Here is a 24,325-nt window from a genome sequence, read left to right as displayed (position 1 = left end):
CCTTGTCTACGCACCGGGGTGACAAGCCGGCCACGAGTGATCGCCGCCGCGGGCGCCGGACACCGAGTCGCAACAGGCCGCCGTACGAACGGAGTTGGCACCCCGAGCGCACAGCGGCCGACCGCTCGAACGGCGGGTACCCGCCGCGAGCCCGCGCCGCGAGAACGCCCGGGTGCGGCGCGGGAACGCGGCGGGTACGGCGCGGGGTCAGCCCCGGCCGTCGAAGACCGCGACCGAGCGGCCCGGCACAGTGAAGGTGCCGCTGCCGGCGTCGAACGAGGCGGACTTGACCTGCTCGTCCGCACCGTCGGCCTGCACCCGGTGCAGCGCGTACGAACCGCCCTGCGCCTGTGTCACGGTCTGCTCGGCCGTCTCGGGGGTCGCGTTGAAGACGACCAGCAGCTCGCCCAGGCGCATGGTCACCACCCCGGGCGTCTCCTCGGTGCCGGACAGCGGGAAGCCCAGCTCGCGCTGGACGTCCGCGGTGCTTGACTGGGAGAAGGCCGGCTCGCTGGTGCGGAGGGTGAGCAGGTCGCGGTAGGCGGCCGAGGCCGCGTCGATCTCCGCGCAGCCCGGCCGCAGTTGCGGCAGGGTCAGCAGCGGCGCGGCGTACGGCCAGTTCTGCTCGTTGTCCCAGGCAGGCGGGAGGCCGCGGCCGAAGCCGTTGCCCGCGGAGCAGTCCCAGTTGATGGTGTTGTACCAGTCACCGGAGTTGTAGGAGTTGCGGTCCAGCGACTTCGAGCGCAGCAGGTCCGTGCCGGCCTGGCTCAGCGCAGGGCCCTGGGAGAGGGCCGCGGTGGCCATGGCCAGCACCTGCATCCTGGCCCGGTCCGCCGCCGAGGTGCCGGTCGGCAGCTTGTAGGCGAGAGCGTCGTAGAGGGACTCGTTGTCGTGGGCGTCGGCGTACGCCAGGGCCTCGCCGGGCGCTCCCGCGTAGCCGGCCGGCGAGCCGTTGTAGTCGACCTCCGAGCCCTTGACCTGCCGACCCGCGGTGTCGGTGAAGGTGTATTCGGCGAGACTGCCGGTGAGCCCCACCTTCAGCAGGTCCTGGTAGTGCAGCAGTCGGGCCCGCTGCTCGTCCCGACTGCCGTTGTCGGCGGTGTCGTTGGGGTCGGTGTAGAGACCGGAGGCGAAGCCCTGGACACCCGGCTCCTCGTCGAACGGGCCACCGCCGCGAACAGCGTCGCGCGCACGGTCGCTGAAGGTCGCGATGCCGGTACCTGCCATATTGGCCTGGGACGCCTGCTCGAAGCGTGCGTCGTCCGCGATCTCGCCGAAGTTCCAGCCCTCGCCGTACAGAAGGATCCGCTTGCCGTCGACGCCGTCCTTCTCCGGGGTCAGCTCGTCCAGGGCTGTACGGACCGCGAGGATGTTCTCCTTCGGGTGGTGGGCCATGAGGTCGAAGCGGAAGCCGTCGATCTTGTACTGCTTCGCCCAGGTGACCACCGAGTCGACGACCAGCCGGCCCATCATGGTGTGCTCGGGCGCGGTGCCGGGGCAGCAGGTGGAGTCGGCGACGGCGCCGTCCTCCATCAACCGCTGGTAGTAGCCGGGCACGATGCGGTCCAGCACCGACTTCTCGTCCTGGCCGGCCGCGTAGCTGTGGTTGTAGACCACGTCCTGGACGACCCGCAGTCCGCTGTCGTTGAGCGCGCGGACCATCCGCCGGTACTCGTGGGTGCGGCCGGGCCCTTCGGGGTCGGTGGCGTAGGAGCCCTCGGGCACGGTGTAGTGCAGCGGGTCGTAGCCCCAGTTGTACGCGTCCTCGTCGCGCACCGCGCCCACGCACTTCTGCTGCTCCGGCGAATCGGCGGGGAACGCGGCGAGGTCGCAGTCGGGCACCGCCTGGTCCTCGGTCCGCTCCGGGGTGGTGGCCAGATCGTAGGTGGGCAGCAGATGGACGTGGGAGGTACCGGCGTCGGCCAGCTTGCGCAGATGGCGGCTGCCGTCGCTGTCCCGCTCGGTGAAGGCGAGATAGCGGCCGGTGTGCTCGGCGGTCGGGTCGGCGACGGAGAAGTCGCGTACGTGCAGCTCCTGGATCTGTGCGTCGCGCGGCTGCGTCGCCGCCGGCTTGGTGTAGGAGTCCCAACCCCGCGGAGCGAGCGCGGGATCGTCGAGGTCGACGACGAGTGCGGACTCGGAGTCCGCGGTGAGCGCGGTGGCGTACGGGTCGGTGACGGTGTTGACGACCATCTCGCCGGTGGTCGGCGCCCAGACCTTCACGCGGTAGCGGTAGGGCTTGCCGAGCCAGTCCCGCTCGCCGGAGGCCCGCCACACGCCGGTGGTGTCGTCCCGCTCCATCGTGCGCCGCTCGCCGTCGAGTTCGAGCTCCACGCTCTGCGCCGTCGGCGCCCACACCGAAAGGCTCGGGGTGCCGTCCTCGGCGAACACCGGACCCAGATCGGCCTGTTGGGCGGCGCTGCCGTAGAGGTCGTCCAGAACTCCCGGGATCTGTACGCCGCTTGCCGCGGTGAGCCCGCCGTCGCCGTCGCGTTGGGTGGCGACGAGCTGGCCGCGGGTCGCGTCGGCGACACGGTCCCGGTCGTCCTCGGCGATCGAGTAAGCGGCGTGCCCCGCGAGGTGCGGGAAAGCGGCGCGCTGCTCGTCGGTGAGTCCGCCACCCACCTTCGCGAGCTTCAACTCGTTCGGTGCGCCGGAGAGTTCACCGTCGACGAGTTCGGCGCCGCCGTCCGGGGCGTAGTACAGCCCGGCGGACGACGCGCCCTCGCCCGACGGCCACACCACGGTGTTCCGGTCGATCCACAGGGCCCGCGACTCCGACAGGTCCAGGGCTGCGGCGGTGGGCGGTTCGGCCTGCGCGGCGGCAGGGCCGAGCGTCGCCAGCAGCCCGGCCGCCAGCACGGCGGCCAGTGCGCGGCGCGCAGTATTGGGGAGCACGGAGGGTTCTCCATTCGCGGGAGCGAGGGACGAGGTTCACGGGGCCACGGACGAGCGGGACGGCAAGTGCCCAGCAGTGCGAGAGGCGAGCAGGGCAAGGGAGAGGGGAGGGAGGCGCACGCGACGGCCCGGGCGTCGAGGGCGACGGGGCGGCGGCTCGACTGCTCGGCGCCCCGTCGCCTCGGTGGCGCGGCGCCGTGGCGGCACCATCGGCGCCGGCGCGTGCGGCGGGTCCGAACCCGATGGCTCGGGCCCGCCGCACCACCACTGCCCGCGACCGCTACCCGCAGTCGGTGGCGTCCGCGTGCAGTGCGAGCGCCGTACCGGCGGACAGCTCCACCTGGACCGAACCGCCGCTCACCGCAACGGGGTTGCCGCTCTGGACATCGCAGTAGTCGCCGTCGGGCAGCGAGGTCGCGACGGACTCGCTGACCTGGCCGCCCCCGTTGTTCACCGCCACGAACCCCTTGTCGCCGCGACTGAAGGCGAGGGCGTCACTGCCGTTGTCCCACCACTGCTCCAGGCCGGCGTCACCGACCGCGTTGCGGAATCCGACCATCGAGGAGATCTCTCGCCACTCGTGCTCGCAGTTCCAGGCTTCCTGGTCGCAGGCAGCGGCTCCGCCGGAGGGCGGGCCGGCGTCCTTGTCGTCGAACCGGTAGCCGGAGTGGACGTCCGGGCTGCCGTAGGGGTGGGCGAGCATGAAGACGTGCGCCAGGGTGTAGGAGGCGTTGTCCTTGTAGTTCAGGGTGTCGCCGACCCGCTCGGTGTCGTGGTTGGCGACGAAGACGGCCGAGTTCCCGCCGTCCATGAAGCCCTCGCCGAAGTTCTGCAGACCGGCGAGGCCGCCGCCCTGGAACGCCGATTTCAGACCGCGCGCGTAGCGGAACTCCTGCACATCGCCGTTCTGCAGGTACTCGCCGGGGTCGACCGCCTCGCCCGCACCGTGGATGGCCTCCTGCTTCCAGTAGGCGTTCGGGTCGTCCAGCTTGGCCTTGATGGCGGCGAGGTCGTCGGTCGGCATGTGCTTGGCGGCGTCGATCCGGAAGCCCTCGACGCCCATGGAGCTGAGGTCGTTGAGGTAGTCGGCGATCCGCTGCTGCACCTGCTCGCTGCCGGTCCGCAGGTCGGAGAGGCCGACGAGCTCGCAGCCCTGCACCTGGCCGCGGTCGCCGTAGTCCTCGATGTCCCGGCGGCACTCGTTGAAGTCGGAGTCGCCCCAACCGGCCTTCGGGTAGCTGTACTTGGTGTACTCGGATCCGCCGGTGCCGGTGCCCTCGCCCGCGCTCATGTGGTTGATGACCGCGTCCGCGACGACCTTGACCCCGGCGCCGTTGCAGGTGTCGACCATGCTCTCGAACTGCGCGCGGTCGCCGAGTCGTCCGGCGATGTCGTAGCTCACGGGCTGGTACTGGGTCCACCACTGCTCGCCGGTGATGTGCTCCTGCGGCGGCGACGTCTGGACATAGCCGTAACCGGCCGGACCCAGGGTGTCGGTGCACGCCTTGGCTATGGCGTCGAACTTCCACGAGAACATCACCGCGGTGACGTCCCGTTCCGAGGGCGGCGCGGCCTGCGACTGCGGTACGGCGAACAGGGCGCCGACGACGCCGGCGCTCAGAGCGGCGCCCACGGCGGTGGCCTTCCTCGCGCGCGAGGACCACGACATCCGGGACGGCCATGTCGGCCTGCGGGTTCTCCGACTCACGATGCCTCCAGCTCGATGGGGGGAGTACTGCTTCGGAAGCTTCCGCGGGCAACGCGTGGCGCCCGCGGGTCTGTTGATGCGGTGGGGGTGCTCGGGACTGCGGATGACGTGGTGAGTGACCGGGGGTACGCACACCTCGTGCCGCTGCGCGACCACAGGCGTACGGGGAGGGTCACCACTCGCCTGCAAGAAATTGTGCAAGTCCCTGGAAACTCTTCCGAAACCCGACCGTAGAAGCCCCGTCAAATACCGTCAAGGCTTTGGACACAGACGAGGCAGCCGTCAACAGCCGTTCCTTCACGGGCTGCTGCAAGGGTTTGCAGGGAGTGCGGCAGCTCCCCGACCGGGCCACCGCCGCCCGGCCCGGCCCCCTGCGGACGGCCGGGCCGGGCACCACCGCGGAATAGCCCGCGGGTCCGGACCGTTGGGACCACCGTCGGCACCGACTCGCCGGGGCCGACCGAGACGGCACACCCCCAACTCCGCAAGGGAGTCACCAAGCCATGTCCACGACCGACGCTGCGTCCGACACCTCGGCGCCCGCCCACGCCCCCGCCTCCGTCCACCTCTCCGATGTGGTCCGCCCGGTGACCGTGGCGGGGCTGGAGCTGTCGAGCCCGTTCGTGATGGCCCCCATGACCCGCAGCTTCTCGCCTGGCGGCGTGCCGACCGAGGAGGTCGCGGCCTACTACCGCCGCCGGGCCGAGCACAGGGTGGGCCTGATCCTCACCGAGGGCGTATTCCCCGACCACCCGAGCGCGGGGGACGCGCCCGCCGTGCCCCGCCTCGCTCCCTGGTCCGCGGACGGCTGGCGGCGGGTGGTCGAGGAGGTGCACGCGGCGGGCGGCAAGATCTTCCCCCAGCTCTGGCACATGGGCGGGAACCAACCGGTCGAGGCCGCAGGCCCGGTCCACACCCCCTCGGGTATCGACGGCCGCGCCCGCCACCGCGGCGAGGCGCTGACGACACCGGAGATCGACGAACTGGTGCAGCGGTACGCCGACTCCGCCCGCCTCGCCCACGAGCTGGGATTCGACGGCGTGGAGGTCCACGCCGCACACGGCTATCTGCTGGACGCCTTCCACTGGGAGGTCACCAACCGGCGGCAGGACGAGTACGGCAAGGACCTGGCCGGCCGCACCCGGCTGACCACCGAGGTCATCGCCGCGGTACGGGCCGCCACCTCCCCCGACTTCCCCATATCGGTGCGGTTCTCGCAGTGGAAGGGCGAGGACTACGGCGCCCGCATCTCGCACTCCCCCGCCGAGCTGGAGGCGCTGCTCACCCCGTTCGTGGAGGCGGGGGCGACGATTCTGCACCCCTCCACCCGCCGCCACTGGGAGCCAGGCTTCGAGGGTTCGGAGCTGAGCCTGGCCGGCTGGACGAAGAAGCTGACCGGGCTGCCCACGATCGTGGTGGGCTCGGTCGGGCTGAACACCCCCTTCCTGGAGCGGGGCGAGGTCGGCACCGCCGATGTCGGGCCGCTGCTGGAGCGCTACGAGGGCGGCGAGTTCGACCTGATAGCGGTCGGCCGGGCGCTGCTGGCCAACCCGGACTGGATCACCAAGACCGCCGCCGGCCGCTTCGACGAGCTGACTCCGTGGACGAAGGACGTGGCCGCAAAGCTCTGGTGACCCCAGCAGTCACCGACCCGGGCGGCCTCCTGCAGCAAGTTCATGAGCTGATCCGCCACCCGCACCATCCACAGCGCGTCGCCCCTCGCCCACGGATCCGCCGCCCCGACCGGGCGGTGACACATCCGGTCGGGCACCGGCGCGACGCGGGGCACGCACCGACCCTCCTCGGTGCGTGCCCCGCACGCACGTCGCGGCGTCGGCGACAGGTACGCCCCGGGCGCACGGGGCCTCGGAAGCGGCGCAGAGCTACCGCGCCGCCGCCGTGGAGGCGCGCACCACCAGTTCGGGCTGGAAGACGAACTCCGCGTGCGGCACCGGCGATCCGCCGATCTCCTCCAGCAGCGTCTGCACCGCGGCGTTGGCCATCGCCCGTACGGGCTGGCGCACGGTGGTGAGCGGCGGGTCGGTGAAGGCGATCAGCTCGGAGTCGTCGTAGCCGACCACCGACAGCTGACGCGGTACGTCGAGCCCCCGCTCCCTTGCGGCACGCACCACCCCGAGCGCCATCAGGTCGCTGCCGCAGACGATGCCCGTGCAGCCCGCGTCCAGGAGCGAGCCGGCAGCCGCGTGGCCGCCCTCGACGGTGAACAGCGTGTGCCGCACCTCCCCCTGGGCACCCGCCTCCTCCAACGCCCGTGCGAACCCCTCGGCCTTGCGGGCGGCGGGCACGAAGCGGCCGGGCCCGACCGCCAGTCCGATGCGCTGGTGCCCCAGGTCGGTCAGGTGCCGTACGGCGATGCGGGCCGCGGCCCGGTCGTCGGGCGAGACGAACGGCGCGGCGACCGCCTCGTTGTACCCGTTGACCAGCACGAACGGTACGCCGCGACCGGCCAGCCGGTCGTAGCGCGCGGGGTCGCTGGAGAGGTCCGCGTGCAGTCCGGAGAGGAAGATGATGCCGGTGACGCCGCGTTCGACGAGCTGGTCGACCAGCTCGGCCTCGGTGGCGCCGCCGGGCATCTGGGTGCCGAGCACCGGGGTGTACCCGTAGCCCGAGAGCGACTGCTCGATGACCTGCGCGAAGGCGGGGAAGATCGGGTTGGTGAGCTCGGGGATGACCAACCCGACCAGTCCCGCGCTGCGTTGGCGCAGTCGCACGGGGCGGTCGTAGCCGAGTACGTCGAGCGCGGCGAGGACCTTCTGCCGGGTGCCGGAGGCGACCCCCGCCTTGCCGTTGAGGACCCGGCTGACCGTCGCCTCGCTCACCGACGCCTGGGCCGCGATGTCGGCGAGGCGGGCGGTGGACACACCGCGCCCGGACACGGCGGGTGCCGGGTCCGGGGCGCGGTCGGTGTCGAGCGAGGTCATACGGTCCACCAGACGACCGTGTCGGCGGGCAGCAGTGCGTCGGCGTCGGCGAAGGGGCCGCTGGCCAGCAGGGTGCGCCGCTCGGCCGGGAGTCCGTCCAGGGTGCTCAACGGCACTGCCGCGCCGGTGGTGTTGGCCGCGCAGAGGAAGGCGCCGCGGCGCAGGGCGAGCACGCCCTCGGGCGCTGCCAGCCACTGGACCGCGTCGCCCGCACCGAGATCGGGGTGGTCGCGGCGGACGGTGAGCGCCGTGCGGTAGAGCTCCAGGGTGGAGTCCGGATCGCCCTGCTGGGCCTCGACGCTCAGCTCGCCCCAGCCCTCGGGCTGCGGCAGCCAGCTGCCGCCCTCGCCGAAGCCGTGCGAGCTGCCCCCGACCGTCCACGGCAGCGGCACCCGGCAGCCGTCGCGCAGACCGTCCTGGCCGTTGTCCTTGAAGAACGAGGGGTCCTGGCGCACCTCGTCGGGCAGGTCGAGGACCTCGGGCAGTCCGAGCTCCTCGCCCTGGTACACGTAGGCCGAACCGGGCAGCGCCAGCATCAGCAGCGACGCGGCGCGGGCCCGGGCCAGCCCGCCGAAGCGGGTGCGGTGGCGCACCACGTCGTGGTTGGAGAGCACCCAGGTCGTGGGCGCCCCGACCGTGCGCATGGAGTCCAGCGACTCGTCGATGGTGGCGCGCAGCGACGCGGCGTCCCAGTCGGTGCCCAGGTAGTGGAAGTTGAACGCCTGGTGCAGTTCGTCGGGGCGCAAGTAGAGGGCGGTGCGGTCGGCGCTGGGAGTCCACGCCTCGGCGACGCCGATGCGCCCGCCGCCGTACTCCTCCAGCACGGTGCGCCAGGAGCGGTAGATCTCGTGGACGCCGTCCTGGTCGAAGAAGGGCAGGACCTGGTTGCCGAGCAGTCTGAGCTGTTCGCCGCGGCCCATGTCGGGCAGGCCCTCGGCCTTGACCAGGCCGTGGGCGACGTCGATGCGGAAGCCGTCCACCCCCATGTCGAGCCAGAAGCGCAGCACCGAGCGGAACTCGTCGTGGACGGCGGGGTGGTCCCAGTTGAAGTCGGGCTGCTCGGGTGCGAAGAGGTGGAGGTACCAGTCGCCGGGCGTGCCGTCGGGGTCGGTGGTGCGGGTCCAGGCGGGACCGCCGAAGATGGACTCCCAGTCGTTGGGCGGGAGTTCGCCGTCGGAGCCCTTGCCGGTGCGGAAGTGGTAGCGGTCCCGCAGCGGGGAGCCGGGCCCCTCGCGCAGCGCCTGCCGGAACCACTGGTGCCGGTCGGAGGAGTGGTTGGGAACGAGGTCGACGATGATCTTCAGGCCGAGGTCGTGGGCGTCGTCGATCAGTGCGTCCGCGTCGGTGAGGTCGCCGAACATCGGGTCGATGGCGCGGTAGTCGGCGACGTCGTACCCGGCGTCGGCCTGCGGCGAGGCGTAGAACGGGCTCAACCAGACGGCGTCGACGCCGAGTTCGGCCAGATGCGGCAACCGCCGGCGGACACCGGCGAGGTCGCCCATGCCGTCGCCGTTGCCGTCGGCGAAGGAGCGCGGATAGACCTGGTAGATGACGGCGTCGCGCCACCAGTCCGGGGCACCGCCCGCGGCAGGAGTCGCGGCGGACGTCGCGGCGGGCTCCGCCGTGGTGGTCGCGGCGTTCGCTGCGGGGGTGGCCGGTGCGGCGAGGTGCTGGGTCATGGCATCCCTGGAGAGTGTGGTGTCGGCAAGGTGCGGCGTTCCGGCTGCCGGTGAGGCGGCGCGGTCAGTTCGGGACTGTTCGGGGCCGGCCGGGTCTGGGCCGGATCGGCCCGCTCACGACTTCACCGCCCCGGCGGTCATTCCGGAGACCAGGTAGCGCTGGGCGAAGCCGAAGACAATCCCCGCGGGTACGGCGATGATCACGGCCGCCGCGGTCATCGAACCCCAGTCGGCGGAGTACTGGTTCACGAACGTCTGGAGTCCGCCCGCGAGCGTGAGGTTCTCCTCGCCGGTCATGAACGCGGTCGCATAGGCGACCTCCGCCCAGGCGGTGACGAAGGTGTAGAAGCCGGTGACCGCGAGACCCGGCTTGGCCAGCGGCATGATCAGCCGCCAGAACGTACCGAACGGGCTGAGGCCGTCGACCCGGCCGGACTCGTCGATCGAGACCGGGATGGTGTCGAAGAAGCCCTTCATCATCCAGGCGCAGAACGGCACCGCGATCGTCAGATACGTGACGATCAGTCCGACCGGCTGGTTGAGCAGGCCGAACTGCGCCATCAGGTTGTACAGCGGCACGATCAGCACCGCCATCGGGAACATCTGCGTGATGAGCAGCGTCCACATCAGCGGGCGCATCCCGGGGAAGCGGAAGCGGCTGAGCGCGTAGCCGGTGGTGGAGGAGATCAGCACGCCGATGACGGTGGTGCCGAGGACGACCAGCAGCGAGTTGCCGAACCAGTCCAGGAAGTGGGTGTCGGCGATGACGTGGCTGTAGTTGTCGAAGGTGAAGTTCCGGACCGGGTCGAGGGTGAAGGCGTCCGAGTTCGGCTTGAACGAGGTCGCCAGCAGCCACAGCGGTGGGAAGACCGCGATGAACGCCGCGAGCAGCAGGCCGCCGTGGAGTCCGAAGGACGCCAGCGGGCTGCGGTGGCGCCGGCTGCCGGACTCCGCGGGGCGGGCGGGCCTCTTCGGCTTCGCGCCCGCGCCGGACGCGGCGCTGTCGGTACCGTCGGCGCTGTCGCTACGGCCGGTGCTGCCGTTGCGCGCCGAGCGGCCGGTGGACGAATCGGTGCTGGTCCGTGGGGTGTTCATGGTACTCACCACACCTCTCCCTGCTTGCGGAGGACACGGCGGTAGACCACGGCGAAGGCCGACAGCAGCAGCAGGATGATGACACCCCAGGCGGCCGAGGTCGCGAAGTCGCGCGGGCTCTCGAGGAAGGCGAGGCGGAACGCGTAGGTCACCAGGATCTCCGAGGAGTCGCCCGGCCCGCCCCTGGTGAGCAGATAGATCACCGGGAACATGTTGAAGGTCCAGATGGTGCTGAGCAGGATCACTGTGGAACTGACCGCGCGGATGCCGGGCATCGTGATGTTGACGAACCGCTGCCACGGGCCCGCGCCGTCCATCTCGGCGGCCTCGTACAGCTCGCCGGGGATGGACTGGAGCGCGCCGAGTGTGGCGACGAGCATGAACGGAACGCCGATCCAGACGTTGACCGCGATCACCGAGACCTTGGCCCAGGTCGGGTCTCCCAGCCAGGCGATGCCCTCGACGCCGCCGCCGTCGAGGACTGCGTTGAACAGGCCGTTGCGCTCGTTGAACAGCAGCCGCCAGGCGAAGACCGAGACGAAGGCCGGGATGCCCCAGGGCAGGATCAGCGCGATCCGGTAGGCCGCACGTCCGCGCACCTTGCGGTTGAGCATGTTGGCCAGCGTCAGGCCGATGGTGAAGGTGAGGCTGACGCAGGCGACGGTCCACAGGACCGTCCACCCCAGCCGGCCCCAGAACATGCTGTCGCCGAGGATGGCCGCGTAGTTGTCGAGGCCGACGAACTCGTAGGTTGCCTCGATGGTGTTGACGCCGATGGTCCGCTCGACGTTCGCCTCGTTGGCGTCGGTGAACGAGAGGAAGAGTCCGCGCGCCAGCGGGTAGCCGACGATCACCGCGATCACGAGCGCCACCGGGGCGATCATCATCCACGCGTACCAGTGCCTGCTCAGCCGGCGGCGCAGTGGCCCGGGGGCGCGACCGCCGCCCTTGCCTGCGGGGGGCGGGCCGCCTGAGCGCTCGTCGGCCTCGTCGGTCTCCGCCGCCGACTGCATGGTCTTCGCCACGTGTCGGGTCGTCCTTCCCATCTCGGGCGCGCGCCGCCGTTGTTCGCGTGCGGTCCGCGCGCACTTCTCACGCCTGCTGCTCTGCGACGCCCTTCACCGGTACGCGCGTCAGCCCCGCGGCCGGTACGGCGTCCTGCGGTACGGCGTCGTGCGGTACGGCGTCGTGCGAAGCGTCACCAGCGGCGCACACGACGTGCGCGCCGCTGGTGACGCGTGTGCGCGTCGCGGTACGTGCGCCCGTGGCCGTCAGGTTCCACGGCCGCACGTACCCGGCTCCGGTCGGTCCGGGGGGAGCGAGCCCCGCCGGACGCCGGGGCCTACTTCCAGTCCTTCAGAATCTTGCGGTAGGCCTTGCCGACGTCCTTGGCCGCGTCGCTCGGCGAGGTGCGGCCGGAGAGGACCTCCTGCTGCGAGACCTTGATGGGCTCGAAGAGCGAGTTGCCCTGGGCGATCCAGGGACGCTGCACCGCCTTCTCGACGGCCGGCTTGAAGAACTCGACCATCTCGTTGTTCTTCACCTCCTCCGTCTCGTACACCGACTTGCGGGTCGGCAGCAGGCTGAGCTCCTTGGTGGTGCGCTCCTGCACCTCGGCCGAGCCCATGTACTTGGCGAACTCGTAGGAGGCGTCCAGGTTCTTGGAGCCGGCGTAGACCGAGAGGTTCCAGCCGCCCTGCGGGGAGCCCTGCGCCTTGTCGCCGGCCGGAACGGCGGCGACACCGAGGTTGTCCTTGTCCTTGAACTCCTTGCCGGCCAGCGAGTCCTCGATCGCCCACGGGCCGTTGACCTGCATGGCCGCGTCGCCGTTCTTGAACGCGGACTGGCCGTTGTCCCAGCCGTCGGAGAGGTCGGTGATGGCCGCCTTCGAGTCGACCAGGGACTTCATCTGCTCGAACGCCCGCACGCCGGGCGCCTGGTCGATGGTGACCTGCTTGGCGTCGGCGTCCACCATGTCGCCGCCCTCGCCGTACAGGTACGGCAGGAACCAGTACGGGTCGTCGCCGCGCAGGTAGAGGGCCGTGGCGCCGGTCTTGTCCTTGATCTTCCCGGCGTCGCGCTTGATGTCGTCCAGCGACTCCGGCACCTCGACACCGGCCTTCTTCAGCAGGCGCTTGTTGTAGAAGAGCGCCAGGGTGTCGGTGACCTGCGGCACTGCGTAGGTCTTGCCGTCGAACTGGGTGCTGCCCCAGGCGGTTTTGAGGAAGTCGTCCTTGCCCTCGACGGCGGGGGTGCCGTCAAGCGGGGCGAGGTAGCCGAGGTTGGCGAAGTCGGCGACCCAGGCTACCTCGGTGCGCATCACGTCGGGTGCGCCGGCGTTGCCGCCCGCGGCGTTCTTGAACTTGTTGTTCGCCTCGCCGAAGTCCACGCTGACGTGCTTGACCTTCACCTTGGGGTGCTTCTTGGTGAAGTCCTCGGCGATCTTCTTGTAGACGCCCTGCTCGGCCTCGTTCGAGGTGTCCCAGAACGTGACGGTCCCCGCGATCTCGCCGGAACCGCCGGACTGGTTGTCGCTGTCGCCGCCCCCGCAAGCCGTTGCCGACAGAGCCAGTGCCGCAACCACCGCGGTGGTCGCTATCCCACGCCGCATGATCAAGTCCTCCCGTGATTCGCCCGATCCGGGGTCGTACGCTGCCGGCTTCCAGCACGCGGCGCTTCGCCCACTTCCCCACGGGCCGCACCTTCGCGGCGCCGGGCTGCGAGGAAATTAACAGGGCCGCAAGCCATCCGAAAGACCTTGCGGCAATTTTCTGCAAGGAATCTTGCTCGTCAGCACGCGGGCGTTCCATGACGCAGACAGAACAGGGGTGTTGCCGCGCCCCCATCAGGCGCGGCAACACCCCTGCACTCACTGCCGTTTCACCGGCTGCCCCGTCAGCCGTACGTCACGGCGAACCTGCGGTTGGCCAGACTGGGGTTGCGGACCCTGACGGTCTCCACCCGCGCGGCCTCAAGCACGCCGGTCGCCACCCCGGGAGACTCGCCGGCGGAAGCCACCGTGTGCCCCATCGGGTCGACGATCAGGCTCTGCCCCGTGCATACGGGCCCGGTCTGCCCGCTGGCCAGCATGTAAGCGGTGTTCTCGATCGCCCGGGCTCGGGCGAGAGTCGTCCAGTGGTCCTCCTTGGCCGGACCGACGACCCAGGCGGCGGGCACGATCAGGGCCTGCGCGCCGGCGTCGACGAGGAACCGCGCCATCTCGGGGAAGCGCAGGTCGTAGCAGGTCATGACGCCGAACGTCAGACCGTCCAGGGTGAGGACCAGCGGAGAGGGCCGGTGCGGCCTGATGCGGTCCGACTCCCGGTAGCCGAAGGCGTCGTACAGGTGCACCTTCCGGTAGACGCCGAGCGAGGCCCCCTCCCGGTCGAAGGCGATCACCGCGTTGTTCGCCCTGCCCTCGCCCTCGGGGTCGGTCTCGGACATCCCGGCGACGACCGCGAGACGGTGCTTCCTGGCGAGGTCAGCGACCGCGGTGGCGAACGGCCCGTCCACAGCCTCGGTGTACGGCGAGATGTCGGCCTTGGTGTCCGGGTTGGCGTACATGCTGTTCTCGGGCAGGACGACGAGGTCGGCCCCCTGCCCCGCGGCCTGCGCCACCAGGTCGGTGACCGCCTCCAGGTTGAGTTTCTTGTCGGTGCCGGCGCTGAACTGGCCAACCGTGGCGCGCATTGTCTTCCTCCGGGTTCTCAGTGTTTGTTCTGCCGGTCGATGCCGGCCAGCTCGTCGATCTGTTCGCGCGCCGCCCTGAAACCGGCCATGAGCGCGCCGTGTTCCATGGTGAGCACGACCTGGTCGGCACCGTTCTCCAGTGCGAATGCCTTCTCGGCAGGCGACCAGGCGGGAAGCACCCACGGTTTGCCCGCAGCACGCGCCGCGGCGGCGATGACAGCCAGATCGGCGAAGTCACCTTCCGAACGGGTGTAGGCGCCGCGCCCGCGGCGCAGGGAGAGATCACTCGGCCCTACGAAGACCCCGTCCACCACCGGGAGTTCAAGGATCTTGTCGATCTCCTCGAAGGCGCCGGAGTCCTCGATCATGGGATAGATCCGCGTCTGCCGGTCCTGGCGAGCAACCCAGTCGTCGTCGAAACCGCCGTACCTCGTCGTCCTGCCACCGGCGAAACTTCGGTCTCCCAGCGGGGGGAACTTCCCGTAGGCACACACCGCCTGTGCGTGGGAGGCGCTCTCCACGTGCGGTACGACCACCGCGTTCGCGCCGAAGTCGAGCGCCTGCTGGATCGGCTCGCGCTCGGGCCCCAGCACCTTGGCCAGCACGTCGAGGTGCAGCCGCCGCAGAAAGGGGATGAAGCGTTCGAGGTCCGCGAGGTCGAACGAGCCGTGCTCGATGTCCAGCACCACGGAGCCGTATCCGCATTCGGCGACGATCTCGGCCGCTGCGAAGCCGGGTTGCGAAAGCCAGGCAGCATACCTGCGATCCTGTTGGACCGTCATGGAACTCCTCTGAGGGACAGGTATACACTGAGTATACGATTCGAAGGGGTGGTAATGATCAAGTCATCCGGGGAGAGCCCGACGCCGACAGCACGTGACCAGGCGTACCAGTGGGCGAAGGAGGCGATTTTGGGTTCGCGGTTCCCGGAGGGCTCCTTCCTTGAGGAGAAGGTGGTCTCCGACGAGGCCGGCGTCTCCCGCACTCCGGTGCGGGAGGCATTCCACCGACTGGCGGCCGAGGGGTACATCCAGCTGCTGCCCAGGCGCGGAGCCCAGGTGCGCAGCGTGACGGCCAGGGAGCTCTTCGAGACGTACGAGATGCGCCAGGTCCTGGAGATCCACGGCTTCAAACTCCTGTGTGACAAACGCGCCGAGCTGCCCCCGGGTCTCCACGAGCACCTCGACCGGATGGAGGACCCGGAGCAGCTGGAGCGGTGCTGGGCCGGCGACCGGGACGCCATCGCCAGGCACGCGACGCTGGACTTCTTCTTCCATTTCTCGTTCGTCAAGGCGAGTGGGAACGGCGTACTGATCGACCTCTTCCGAAGCCTCCAGTCGCGGCACCAGCGGATCGCGGTCAGCGCGGTGTCCCTGCGTCCGCGGCGTCTGAGAGTCATCAACCCGGAGCACCGCACGCTCCTGGACGCGCTGACCGTCCACGACTTCGAGACCGCGTCGACCACACTTCGCCGACACCTGAACCCGGACGAGCAGGTCATCTCGCACCTGCGGTGACGCGCCGTCCGCCTCGGCCGAGCCGGCCTCATACCGCCATCGCCCGCCACGCGCTGCGGCGTTCCGCCTGTTCGTCGGGGTCGGGCACGGGGGCGGCCGCGACCAGCCGCCGGGTGTAGTCGGACCGCGGCCGGGTCAGTACGTCCGTGGCCGGGCCCCGTTCGACCAGCCTGCCGTGCTGAAGTACCGCGACCTCGTGCGCGAGCGACTGCACCACGCCGAGGTCGTGGCTGATGAACAGGCAGGAGAATCCGAGCCGCTCCTGGAGTTCCTGGAGCAGCCGCAGCACGGTGGCCTGGACGGAGACGTCGAGCGCCGATGTGGGCTCGTCCGCGATGAGCAGCTCGGGTTCCAGCGCCAACGCCCGCGCGATGCCGATGCGTTGTCGCTGGCCGCCCGACAGCTCGTGCGGGAACCGGTCGGCCCAACCCGTCGGCAGCTCGACCTGTTCCAGCAGCGTACGCACCCGGCCCCGTACGGCCGATCGGTCCGCCTGACGGTTGATGACCATGGGGGCGGCGATCGAGTCGCCGATGGAGAGCCGGGGGTTGAGCGAGGAGCCCGGGTCCTGGAAGACCATCGAGTACCTCCGGCGGAAAGCCCGGAGCTCCTTGCCCTTGAGATGGGTGACGTCGCGCCCGGAGATCTCCACGGATCCGGCGGTCGCCCGCACGAGACCGACGATGGCCCGTCCGATCGTCGACTTGCCTGAGCCGGACTCGCCCACCAGGCCGAGGATCCGACCCCTGTCCACGGTGAGGTTGACGCCGTGGACGGCCTTGAAGCTCTTGCGCCCCAGACCGCCCGGGTACTCGACGTCCAGGTCCGTGACGCGCAGTACCTCGCCGGCGTGCGTGTCCTCCTGCTCGGTGGGCTCCCCGGCGCGCCCGGGTGCGTTCCTCCTCGGCACGGCGGCGAGCAGCTTCCGGGTGTACGGATGCTGCGGATCGGCGAACAGCCGTCTCACCGGGGCCTGTTCGACCACCTCGCCCTGTCTCATCACGATGACGCGGTCGGCGATGTCAGCCACCACTCCCATGTCGTGCGTGATGATGACGACGGCGAGACCGAGGTCCTTGCGCAGCGACCGCAGCAGTTCGAGGATCTCGGCCTGGACGGTGACGTCGAGCGCTGTCGTCGGCTCATCGGCGATCAGGACCTCCGGCGAGCCCGACACGGCCATCGCGATCATCGCCCGTTGCCGCTGCCCGCCGGAGAGCTGGTGCGGATAGCTGTCGATACGGCGCTCGGGCTCGGGGATGCCCACCTTCCGCAGCAACTCCAGAGCACGGGCCCTGGCCTGGTCCTTCGTCACGCGCTCGTGGCAGCGGATCGCCTCGATGATCTGGCGGCCCACGGTGTACACGGGGTTGAGCGCCGTCATCGGCTCCTGGAAGATCATCGCGATGCGTTTGCCGCGCAGCGCGCGCAGTTCCTCACCACCGAGACCGAGCAGCTCGACCCCGCCGAAGCTGATCGCGCCCCGGGTCCGTGCGTTCTGCCCCAGCAGGCCGAGCACCGACAGCGAGGTGACCGACTTGCCGGAGCCGGACTCGCCCACCAGCGCCACGACCTCTCCTCTGTCGACGGAGAAGCTGACGTCCTTGACGGCGGGCGTCCAGGCGCCGGAGATCTGAAAATCAACCGCGAGCCGGTCGACGGACAGCACCGGCTCCCGGTCGGTCGTATCTGTTGTCATGCCGTCTCCTCACAGAGCTGGGCCGGGCGTGTGCCGTGGCGGACGCGAAGGGATCACCGCTCGCCGGAGGTGTTCTTGTCGTACTCACGGAGGTAGGCCGCGCAGAAACCGAGGACTCTCTCGATCCAGATCTCGCCCGTAGCGGCGTTGCCCAGGCTGACGTCGCCCGTGCACCCGGTGGGGCTGACCTCGGAGAAGTCCCAGAAGACGGTGCCGGGGACCGTGAAGCCGGGAACGGCTGCCTCGGTGTAGCTCGTGGGCGTCCAGCCGCCGGCGGACTCCAGGCCGCCGGCAACGGCCAGCTCTCGCTGCACCTGCTCGGGGAACATCGCGAGCATCGCCGAGTGCTCGGGCTCCGCGCCGTGACCGTAGGCGGCGCCGGGGTCCTCGTACACGTCGCGCATCAGCGCGTAGCCCAGCTGCCACGGGTAGAGGTGCCCGATGAGGACACCGAGGTCGCGCCGGGCGTCGAGACTGGCTCCGGTCACCGGCCCGACGTTGCCGCCGTTGTTGTCGACGATGACGATGCGGCTGAAGCCTGACTGCACGAGCGCCTCGATGATCTCGTACGTCACGTTGCGCAGCGTCGCCTGGCTGAGCGAAAGGTTGCCCGGGTAGCCGCGGAACGTGCCCGAGTGGCCGTAGTTGAGCGCCGGCGCGACGTAGTACCCGTTCTCGCGTGCGAGACGGTCGGCGACCCATTCGGCGACGATCGAGTCCTCGTGGACCGGCAGGTGGGGTCCGTGCTGCTCGATGGCTCCGATGGGCAGCAGGACGACCGGGTCCTGAGCCGCAAGCGCCTTGACCTGGGTCCAGGAGAGCTCTCCGATTCGGTGCGTGGAGGGCATGGGTACGGTGGGGCCGGTCGAGTCGGTCGAGTCGGTCATTTCGGTCCTTTCGCGGCGGACGACCGGTGAGGCCCCGGGCGCCGGCGGCTTGGTGTCGGTTGATCAGGAAGTGCGGCCGCGACGCCGGGGGTCGAGCAGGTCGCGCATGCCGTCCCCGAAGACGTTCAGGGCGAGGACAACGAGGACGATGAGGATCGAGGGGTAGATGAGCAGCGTGGGCTGGACTTCCAGGAAGTCCCGGCCGGAGCCGACCATCGTTCCCAGCGACGGGAGTGGCGGTTGGGCGCCGAGGCCGAGGAAGCTCAGACCGGCTTCCATCTGGATCGCGAAGCTCACCGAGAGGCTGAGCTGCACGATGATCGGTGCCGCCACGTTGGGCAGGATGGTGCGCAGCAGGAGGGACGTCGGCCTGGCGCCCATGACCTGGGCGGCTTCGACGTACTCCAGATTGCGGATCGTCAGCACCTGGCTGTAGACGATCCTGGTGAATCTCGGGATGTAGAGCACCCCGATGACGAGGACGACGTTGACCAGCTTCGGCCCCAGCACGGCGACCACGGCAATCGCCAGCACGATGGGCGGAAAGCTGAGCAGGACGTCGATGCCGCGCATGATGAGCGTGGAGGCCACCCGGCCCGCATAGCCGGCCACCAGGCCGAGGGTGACGCCGACGACACCGGCGACCAGCACGGCCGAGAGCGCGACCGACAGTGAGGTGCGCAGGCCGATGAGCAGGCGCGACAGGACGTCACGGCCGTAGTCGTCGACTCCCAGGGCGCCGCCGGATGTCAACGGCTTGTCCACGATGTCGCGGTAGTCGTGCGGGGTGATCAGCGGAGCGAGCAGCGCGACTGCTGCGACGAACAGGAGGAACCCGCCCGCGATGGCGGTACGGCGGTTGGTCACCACCCGTCGTGCGAAGCTGCGCCAGCCCTTTCGCTCGCGCGAGGGCGTCTCGGGCGGCAGCTGAACCGGGAGTTGCTCTGCAGTCGACATGGTCAGCTCTCCTCCGTCCTTGGGTCGAGGAACCGCACAACCAGATCGCCGATCAGGTTGACGAGGATCACGATGGTGGCGACGGAGAGCACCACGGCCTGAATGACCGGGTAGTCACGTTGCCCGACTGCGTCCATCAGCAGCGAACTCACGCCGGGCCAGCCGAAGATGGTCTCCACGAGCACCGTGCTGCCGATGAGCGTGGTCAGTTCGACGGTCGCCGTGGACACGACCGGCACCATCGCCGTACGCAGCGCGTGCCGGTTGACCACCTTCGACTCGACGAGGCCCTTGGACCGGGCCGTCCGCACGTAATCGGCGGTCAACGTCTCAAGCATCGCGGACCTGGTCATGCGGGTGATCACGGCGCACGAGGCAGCGGTGAGCGTCACCACGGGCAGGACGAGAGTCTGCAGATGCGTCAGCGGATCCTCGAGGGGCGAGGTGAACCTCTGGGGCGGCAGGATCGGGTAGAGGATCGCGAAGACCATCAGGAGCAGCGCACCGACGACGAACACCGGCAGCGAGATTCCGAGGATCGACCCGGCGACCAGTGCGTGGTCGGCCGGCCTGTCCGCACGGGTGGCCGCGATTCGCCCGAGGAGGACACCGATCAGCAGCGCCAGGGCCAGCGAGACCAGTACGAGTTCGAGGGAGTTGCCGAGCCGGGACGGGAGATCCTGCATGACCTCACGCCCGCTGACGAGGGAGGTGCCGAGGTCGCCTTGGAAGAGCCGCCCCCAGAACCCGAAGAACTGGCTCGCGAAGGAGTCGTTGAGGTGCATCGCCTCACGGGTCTGGGCGACCTGCTCCTCGGTCGCCGTCTCGCCGAGCGCGGCTCTCGCCGGATCGCCGGGGATCAGCCGGACCAGGAAGAACACGATGCTGCCCACGATCAGGAGCTGGGCCACCGCTTGCCCGAGTCGCTGAAGGAGGAAGCGCGTCATGACCGCTCCATCCAGGTGCGTCGGAGGGCGACCCCGGTCCAGGCGCCCTTGGGCGGATGCTCAAAGCCCCTGACCCGGTCGGAATGTGCTTCGCCCTGTTCCCGGCGCACGGTGTACGTCATCGGCAGCAGATCGAGCGCCCGCGTCTCCACGTCCAGGTACATCTCGTCACGCAGGCCCGGGTCCGTGGTTCTGCGTGCTGAGGCGAGAAGTTCGTCGATGCGCTCGTCCTTGAAGTCGAGATTCCTGGTGAAGGTTCCGGCGCTGCCGATGAAGTCCTTCAGTGCGGCCGGGTCCCCGAAGGTGGGTGCCGTGCCCCAGGAGTGGACGGGGAACTTCCTGGCCTCGACGCTGGCCCTGAAGGTCAGCCACTCCTGCTGGTTGAGGTTGACGCGGAGCCCTGCCGCACGGAGCCCGGGGAGCATGGACTGGGCGGGCCGTGCGATGACGGAGTACGAGCTGGTCGTCACCACCGGCAGTGCCAGTCCCTCCTGCCCCGCGCGTTTCAGCAGATATCTGGCCTGCTCCGGGTCGTAGCGCAGGGTCCGGTCGAGCTTGCGCGGGTAGCGGGCGAACGCACTGGGCATCAGCGAGCCGTCGATGGGCTTGCCGTGCCCGAGCATGGCGGTCTCAAGAACGGAGGGCCGGTTGATGGACAGCGCGATCGCCTTGCGGACGCGTACGTCGTCGAAGGGGGGTTGGGTGGTCACGAATCCGACGAAGCCGAAGCCGAAGCTGCTGTCGGAGACGAACCGCAGTCGCGGGTTCTCGGTTATCACGTCGACGTGGGTCGCGGGGACGTAGTCGATCATGTCGACTGTCGCGGTGCGCAGAGCCGTCACCCGGGCGTAGTCGTCGGCCATGGGCTGGAAGACGATGGCGTTGAGGTACGGAAGCTCTGGCTCGAAGTAGTCGTCGAACCGTACGAAGGTGGTGCTGACTCCGGGGATGCGCTCGACGAACCGGAAGGGGCCCGTACCCATCACCTGGGTCTTGGTGTCGGCGCCCGACTCGATCCACTTCTTCGAGACGATGTTGGACGACGGCGCAGCGAGCGCGAAGGGCAGCGTGACGTCGGGCTGCTTCAGCCGGAAGACGACCGTACGCCGGTCCGCGGCCTCGACCGTCTCCACCATGTCGAGCAGTGGCCCGGAGGTCGCCACCGTCTTCTCGTCCAGTATCCGCCGGAACGAGAAGACGACGTCCTCAGCGGTGAGCAACGAGCCGTCGTGGAACGAGACTTCGGGGCGCAGCGTGACTTTGTAGGTGGTCCGATCCGACCAACCGTGGTCGGCGGCCAGGTCGGCGACGATCTCGCCGTCGCCGTCGTACTGGAGCAGCCCGTTGTAGGACATCTGACGCAGGTAGTCCGAGGCACTACCGGTGCTCACGTGCGGATCGAGGTTGGCCGGATCGGTCGACAGTCCGAAATAGAGGACGCCGCCACGACGGGGTTCACCGCGCGCACCGGGCGCCACGGACTCCAAGGACTGAGGCAGGGACACCGGGCCGCCGCAGGCCGCCAGGGTGGACGTTCCGAGCGCGGCGGTCGCGCCGGCGAGGAATCTCCGCCTGTTCATCATCGTCATGCCATCTCCGCCTCTCAGGGCTTGACGCTGACTCGTTTCGCCGATCAGAACCGGCCATGTATGGCGCATGTATACATGGCGTCCACGTGACGGTCAACGCTCTCGGCGTGCGCGAGTCCACTCGACCGGAGAGAAACGTCGTCCGCTGCTCGACCCGCCGCACGCCTCGGCCCCTCGCCCCCTCGGTCACGGGCACCAACTCGCTGTGGGCAGCGGGCGATACGGCCGGTACAGTCCGGGATGTGACCGCACGACTAGCTGACATCGCAGCCCAGGCGGGGGTCAGCGAGGCGACGGTCAGCCGGGTGCTCAACGGCAAGCCCGGCGTCGCCGCGGCCACCCGGGACTCCGTACTCACCGCGCTCGACCTCCTGGGGTACGAGCGCCCGCCGCGGCTGCGGCAGCGCAGCGCCGGGCTGGTCGGCCTGATCACGCCCGAGCTGGAGAACCCGATCTTCCCGGCGTTCGCCCAGGTGATCTCGCAGGCGCTGACCCGCCAGGGCTACACCCCGGTGCTCGCCACCCAGACCCCCGGCGGTTCCACCGAGGACGAGCTGACGGAGATGCTGGTGGACCGCGGCGTCGCGGGCATCATCTACGTCTCCGGCCTGCACGCCGACACCACGGCCGGCACCCAGCGCTACGAGAGGCTGCGCGCCCAGGGAGTGCCGTTCGTCCTCATCAACGGCTTCTCCCCCGCGGTGCGCGCACCCTTCGTCTCGCCGGACGACCGCGCGGCGATGCACCTGGCCGTCGGCCACCTCGTCTCCCTCGGGCACGAGCGGATCGGGCTCGCTCTCGGTCCGGCACGCTTCGTCCCGGTCCAGCGCAAGCGCGAGGGGTACCTGGCCGCCCTGGACGAGCATCTCGGCCTGACCGGCGACGGCGCCGAGGAGTTGGTCGAGCACTCTCTGTACACCCTGGAGGGCGGCCAGGTCGCCGCGGGCGCGCTGCTCGCCCGCGGTGCGACCGCGGTGGTGTGCGCGAGCGACATGATGGCGCTGGGCGTCGTGCGCGCGGCGCGCCAAGCCGGCCTGGACGTACCGCGCGAGCTGTCGGTCGTCGGCTTCGACGACTCCCCGCTGATCGCGTTCACCGACCCGCCGTTGACCACCGTTCGACAGCCGGTCACCGCCATGGGGCAGGCGGCGGTGCGCGCACTGCTGGAGGACGTGGGCGGTACCCCGACGCCGCACACCGAGTTCGTCTTCCATCCCGAGCTTGTCGTACGCGGTTCAACTGCCTCTGCGCGGACCGCTCATCGACGCCTCTGACACCGTTCCGCAGCCTCTGCCGGAGGTCGGGGAACCAATAGCACCTTCGGAGGAGAGCGGGCGAGGAAGACCCACCTGGGGGATGATCGGAGGAACGGGCCGGTCTGGCAGACTGATCCGTCATGGGGGCACCGACCACGAGACCTGGGGATGAAGAACGGGTGGCCATTGCGATGCCGGACGCCGAACAACAGGCGTCACAGTCGGGGGGAGTTCCGAGTGCGCTCGGGCGGAGGGTGCGCCGCGCGCTGCAGGACCGCTCGCCGCGTCGGCCGCGCATCTGGTTCGAGATCGCGCTGATCGGCGTCAGTTACTGGGTCTACTCGCTCATCCGCAACGCGGTGCCGGAGCACGAGGCGACCGCGCAGAACCACGCCCGCTGGATCTGGGACGCCCAGGACGCCATGGGCCTGGCCTTCGAGCGCACGGTCAACCACGCGTTCAACGACGTCACTTGGCTGATCGTCGGCATGAACTACTACTACGCCACGCTGCACTTCGTGGTGACCATAGCCGTGCTGGTGTGGATCTACCGCCGCCAGCCGGGACGCTACGCCGCCGTGCGCACCACGCTCTTCGCGACCACCGCGGTGGCCCTGGTCGGCTACTACTTCTACCCGCTGGCGCCGCCCCGTCTGATGGACGGCATGGACTTCGTCGACACCGTCGTCGTCCACGGCACCTGGGGCTCGATGGCCTCCGGCGACATGGCGAACGTCTCGAACCAGTACGCGGCGATGCCCTCGATGCACATCGGCTGGTCTGCGTGGTGCGGGGTGATCATCCTGCTGCTGGCCAAGCGCCGCTGGGTCAAGGTGCTCGGTGTGCTTTACCCCGCGGTGACGCTGGTCGTGATCGTCGCCACCGCCAACCACTTCTGGCTGGACGCGGTCGGCGGTCTGCTCTGCCTCGGCTTCGGTTTCGGTCTCGCCCGCTGGTGGTTCCGTGCCCACCCCCAGCAGCTGCCCGCGACGTTCGCGGAGCGCGAGGGGCCCGGAACGCGGCGGGATGCGTCCGAGGGCCCAGCGGCGGTGCCGCAGACCACAGCCGCGACGCCCCCCGCCCCGGCGGACGTCGCGGCGCCCCGGGAGCCCGCGCCGAAGGAGCCCGCACCGGCGGCGGTCACCGTACCGGCGCCCGGGCGCGCACAGCGCGAGCACGGCGAGCGGGCGGGGCGCCCGGAACGCACCGAGCACACCGAGCGCGGTGCCCGTATGCCGGTGGGCGCCTCGGCGGTGGGTGCGCAGCACGCCGAGGGCGAGCCCGAGAAGTCGTAGGCGGAGAAGTCACAGCCCGAGAAGTCGTAGGCGGAGAAGTCGCAGGCCGATCTGCCGCAGAAGCCGCAGCAGAAGTCGCAGCCGGTCGGTCGTACCGCAGGCCGCGGACAGGCGTGGCGTGGTGCGGAGTGGGGCGGTGCGGGAGACCCCGCACCGCCCCACTCCG

At 70.0% G+C, this 24,325-nt stretch carries 18 protein-coding genes and 2 pseudogenes; 5 read left to right on the top strand and 15 right to left on the bottom strand.

The window, feature by feature from the left end:
• Window positions 1-207 precede the first annotated feature (207 nt).
• Both pulA and JGS22_RS17650 read right to left on the bottom strand, forming a co-directional pair.
• Window positions 208-2,886 (bottom strand): annotated as a pseudogene (gene pulA / locus JGS22_RS17655) (pullulanase-type alpha-1,6-glucosidase); the annotation flags it as partial.
• Window positions 2,887-3,184: 298 nt separating this feature from the next.
• Window positions 3,185-4,567, bottom strand: a pseudogene (locus JGS22_RS17650) (alpha-amylase); the annotation flags it as partial.
• 299 nt (window positions 4,568-4,866) lie between these two features.
• Here JGS22_RS17650 and JGS22_RS17645 point away from each other — a divergent pair.
• A complete protein-coding gene (locus JGS22_RS17645; RefSeq protein ID WP_211038211.1) occupies window positions 4,867-5,013 on the top strand; it encodes a hypothetical protein in 147 nt (48 codons plus the stop codon).
• 96 nt (window positions 5,014-5,109) lie between these two features.
• Window positions 5,110-6,240 carry an NADH:flavin oxidoreductase gene (locus JGS22_RS17640; RefSeq protein WP_211038213.1) on the top strand — a complete coding sequence of 377 codons (1,131 nt, stop codon included), beginning with the start codon at window positions 5,110-5,112 and terminating at the stop codon, window positions 6,238-6,240.
• A gap of 249 nt (window positions 6,241-6,489) precedes the next feature.
• Here JGS22_RS17640 and JGS22_RS17635 read toward each other — a convergent pair whose 3' ends face one another.
• The 8 genes from JGS22_RS17635 to JGS22_RS17600 form a co-directional block, all read right to left on the bottom strand.
• Entirely contained in the window at window positions 6,490-7,548 is a 1,059-nt protein-coding gene (locus tag JGS22_RS17635; RefSeq protein WP_211038341.1) for a LacI family DNA-binding transcriptional regulator, read from the bottom strand.
• Window positions 7,545-9,227, bottom strand: a complete 1,683-nt coding sequence (locus JGS22_RS17630) for a glycoside hydrolase family 13 protein (RefSeq protein ID WP_211038215.1) — start codon at window positions 9,225-9,227, stop codon at window positions 7,545-7,547. Before JGS22_RS17630 ends, JGS22_RS17635 begins: the two co-directional genes overlap by 4 nt.
• Window positions 9,228-9,341: 114 nt before the next feature.
• Entirely contained in the window at window positions 9,342-10,322 is a 981-nt protein-coding gene (locus tag JGS22_RS17625) for a sugar ABC transporter permease (protein WP_211038217.1), read from the bottom strand.
• 5 nt (window positions 10,323-10,327) lie between these two features.
• Window positions 10,328-11,209, bottom strand: a complete 882-nt coding sequence (locus tag JGS22_RS17620; RefSeq protein WP_236074076.1) for a carbohydrate ABC transporter permease — start codon at window positions 11,207-11,209, stop codon at window positions 10,328-10,330.
• Between the two features lie 205 nt (window positions 11,210-11,414).
• Window positions 11,415-11,612 (bottom strand): hypothetical protein, encoded by a 198-nt coding sequence (locus JGS22_RS17615; protein ID WP_211038219.1) that lies wholly within the window; start codon window positions 11,610-11,612, stop codon window positions 11,415-11,417.
• Between the two features lie 52 nt (window positions 11,613-11,664).
• Entirely contained in the window at window positions 11,665-12,933 is a 1,269-nt protein-coding gene (locus tag JGS22_RS17610) for an extracellular solute-binding protein (protein WP_211038221.1), read from the bottom strand.
• Between the two features lie 284 nt (window positions 12,934-13,217).
• Entirely contained in the window at window positions 13,218-14,012 is a 795-nt protein-coding gene (locus tag JGS22_RS17605; protein ID WP_211038222.1) for a carbon-nitrogen hydrolase family protein, read from the bottom strand.
• 17 nt (window positions 14,013-14,029) lie between these two features.
• Entirely contained in the window at window positions 14,030-14,794 is a 765-nt protein-coding gene (locus tag JGS22_RS17600; RefSeq protein ID WP_211038224.1) for an HpcH/HpaI aldolase family protein, read from the bottom strand.
• Between the two features lie 54 nt (window positions 14,795-14,848).
• Here JGS22_RS17600 and JGS22_RS17595 point away from each other — a divergent pair, with 54 nt between their 5' ends.
• Window positions 14,849-15,529 carry a GntR family transcriptional regulator gene (locus JGS22_RS17595; RefSeq protein ID WP_211038226.1) on the top strand — a complete coding sequence of 227 codons (681 nt, stop codon included), beginning with the start codon at window positions 14,849-14,851 and terminating at the stop codon, window positions 15,527-15,529.
• A 28-nt stretch (window positions 15,530-15,557) separates the two neighbouring features.
• On the opposite strand, the gene JGS22_RS17590 is transcribed toward JGS22_RS17595, so the two are convergent.
• The 5 genes from JGS22_RS17590 to JGS22_RS17570 form a co-directional block, all read right to left on the bottom strand.
• Entirely contained in the window at window positions 15,558-17,228 is a 1,671-nt protein-coding gene (locus tag JGS22_RS17590) for an ABC transporter ATP-binding protein (protein ID WP_211038227.1), read from the bottom strand.
• 53 nt (window positions 17,229-17,281) lie between these two features.
• On the bottom strand, window positions 17,282-18,115 hold the full coding sequence (locus tag JGS22_RS17585) for a creatininase family protein (protein ID WP_236073192.1): 834 nt from the start codon (window positions 18,113-18,115) through the stop codon (window positions 17,282-17,284).
• A 63-nt stretch (window positions 18,116-18,178) separates the two neighbouring features.
• A complete protein-coding gene (locus tag JGS22_RS17580; RefSeq protein WP_211038229.1) occupies window positions 18,179-19,072 on the bottom strand; it encodes an ABC transporter permease in 894 nt (297 codons plus the stop codon).
• Window positions 19,073-19,074: 2 nt separating this feature from the next.
• The gene (locus JGS22_RS17575) at window positions 19,075-20,019 is read right to left on the bottom strand and encodes an ABC transporter permease (protein ID WP_211038230.1); all 945 of its coding nucleotides are present in this window, start codon (window positions 20,017-20,019) and stop codon (window positions 19,075-19,077) included.
• A complete protein-coding gene (locus JGS22_RS17570; RefSeq protein ID WP_211038231.1) occupies window positions 20,016-21,608 on the bottom strand; it encodes an ABC transporter substrate-binding protein in 1,593 nt (530 codons plus the stop codon). The genes JGS22_RS17575 and JGS22_RS17570 overlap by 4 nt, the downstream gene beginning before the upstream one ends.
• A gap of 242 nt (window positions 21,609-21,850) precedes the next feature.
• On the opposite strand from JGS22_RS17570, the gene JGS22_RS17565 reads away from it, so the two are divergent.
• Both JGS22_RS17565 and JGS22_RS17560 read left to right on the top strand, forming a co-directional pair.
• On the top strand, window positions 21,851-22,882 hold the full coding sequence (locus tag JGS22_RS17565) for a LacI family DNA-binding transcriptional regulator (protein WP_211038232.1): 1,032 nt from the start codon (window positions 21,851-21,853) through the stop codon (window positions 22,880-22,882).
• Window positions 22,883-23,049: 167 nt separating this feature from the next.
• Complete coding sequence (locus tag JGS22_RS17560) at window positions 23,050-24,159, top strand: phosphatase PAP2 family protein (RefSeq protein WP_372454318.1); 1,110 nt, start codon at window positions 23,050-23,052, stop codon at window positions 24,157-24,159.
• Window positions 24,160-24,325 lie beyond the last annotated feature (166 nt).

Origin of the sequence: Streptomyces tardus (assembly GCF_018101125.2) — a bacterium.
GTDB classification, from domain to species: Bacteria; Actinomycetota; Actinomycetes; order Streptomycetales; family Streptomycetaceae; genus Streptomyces; species Streptomyces tardus.
The sequence above is the reverse complement of the archived record's forward strand: the minus strand, read 5'-3'. Positions and strand labels throughout refer to the sequence as shown.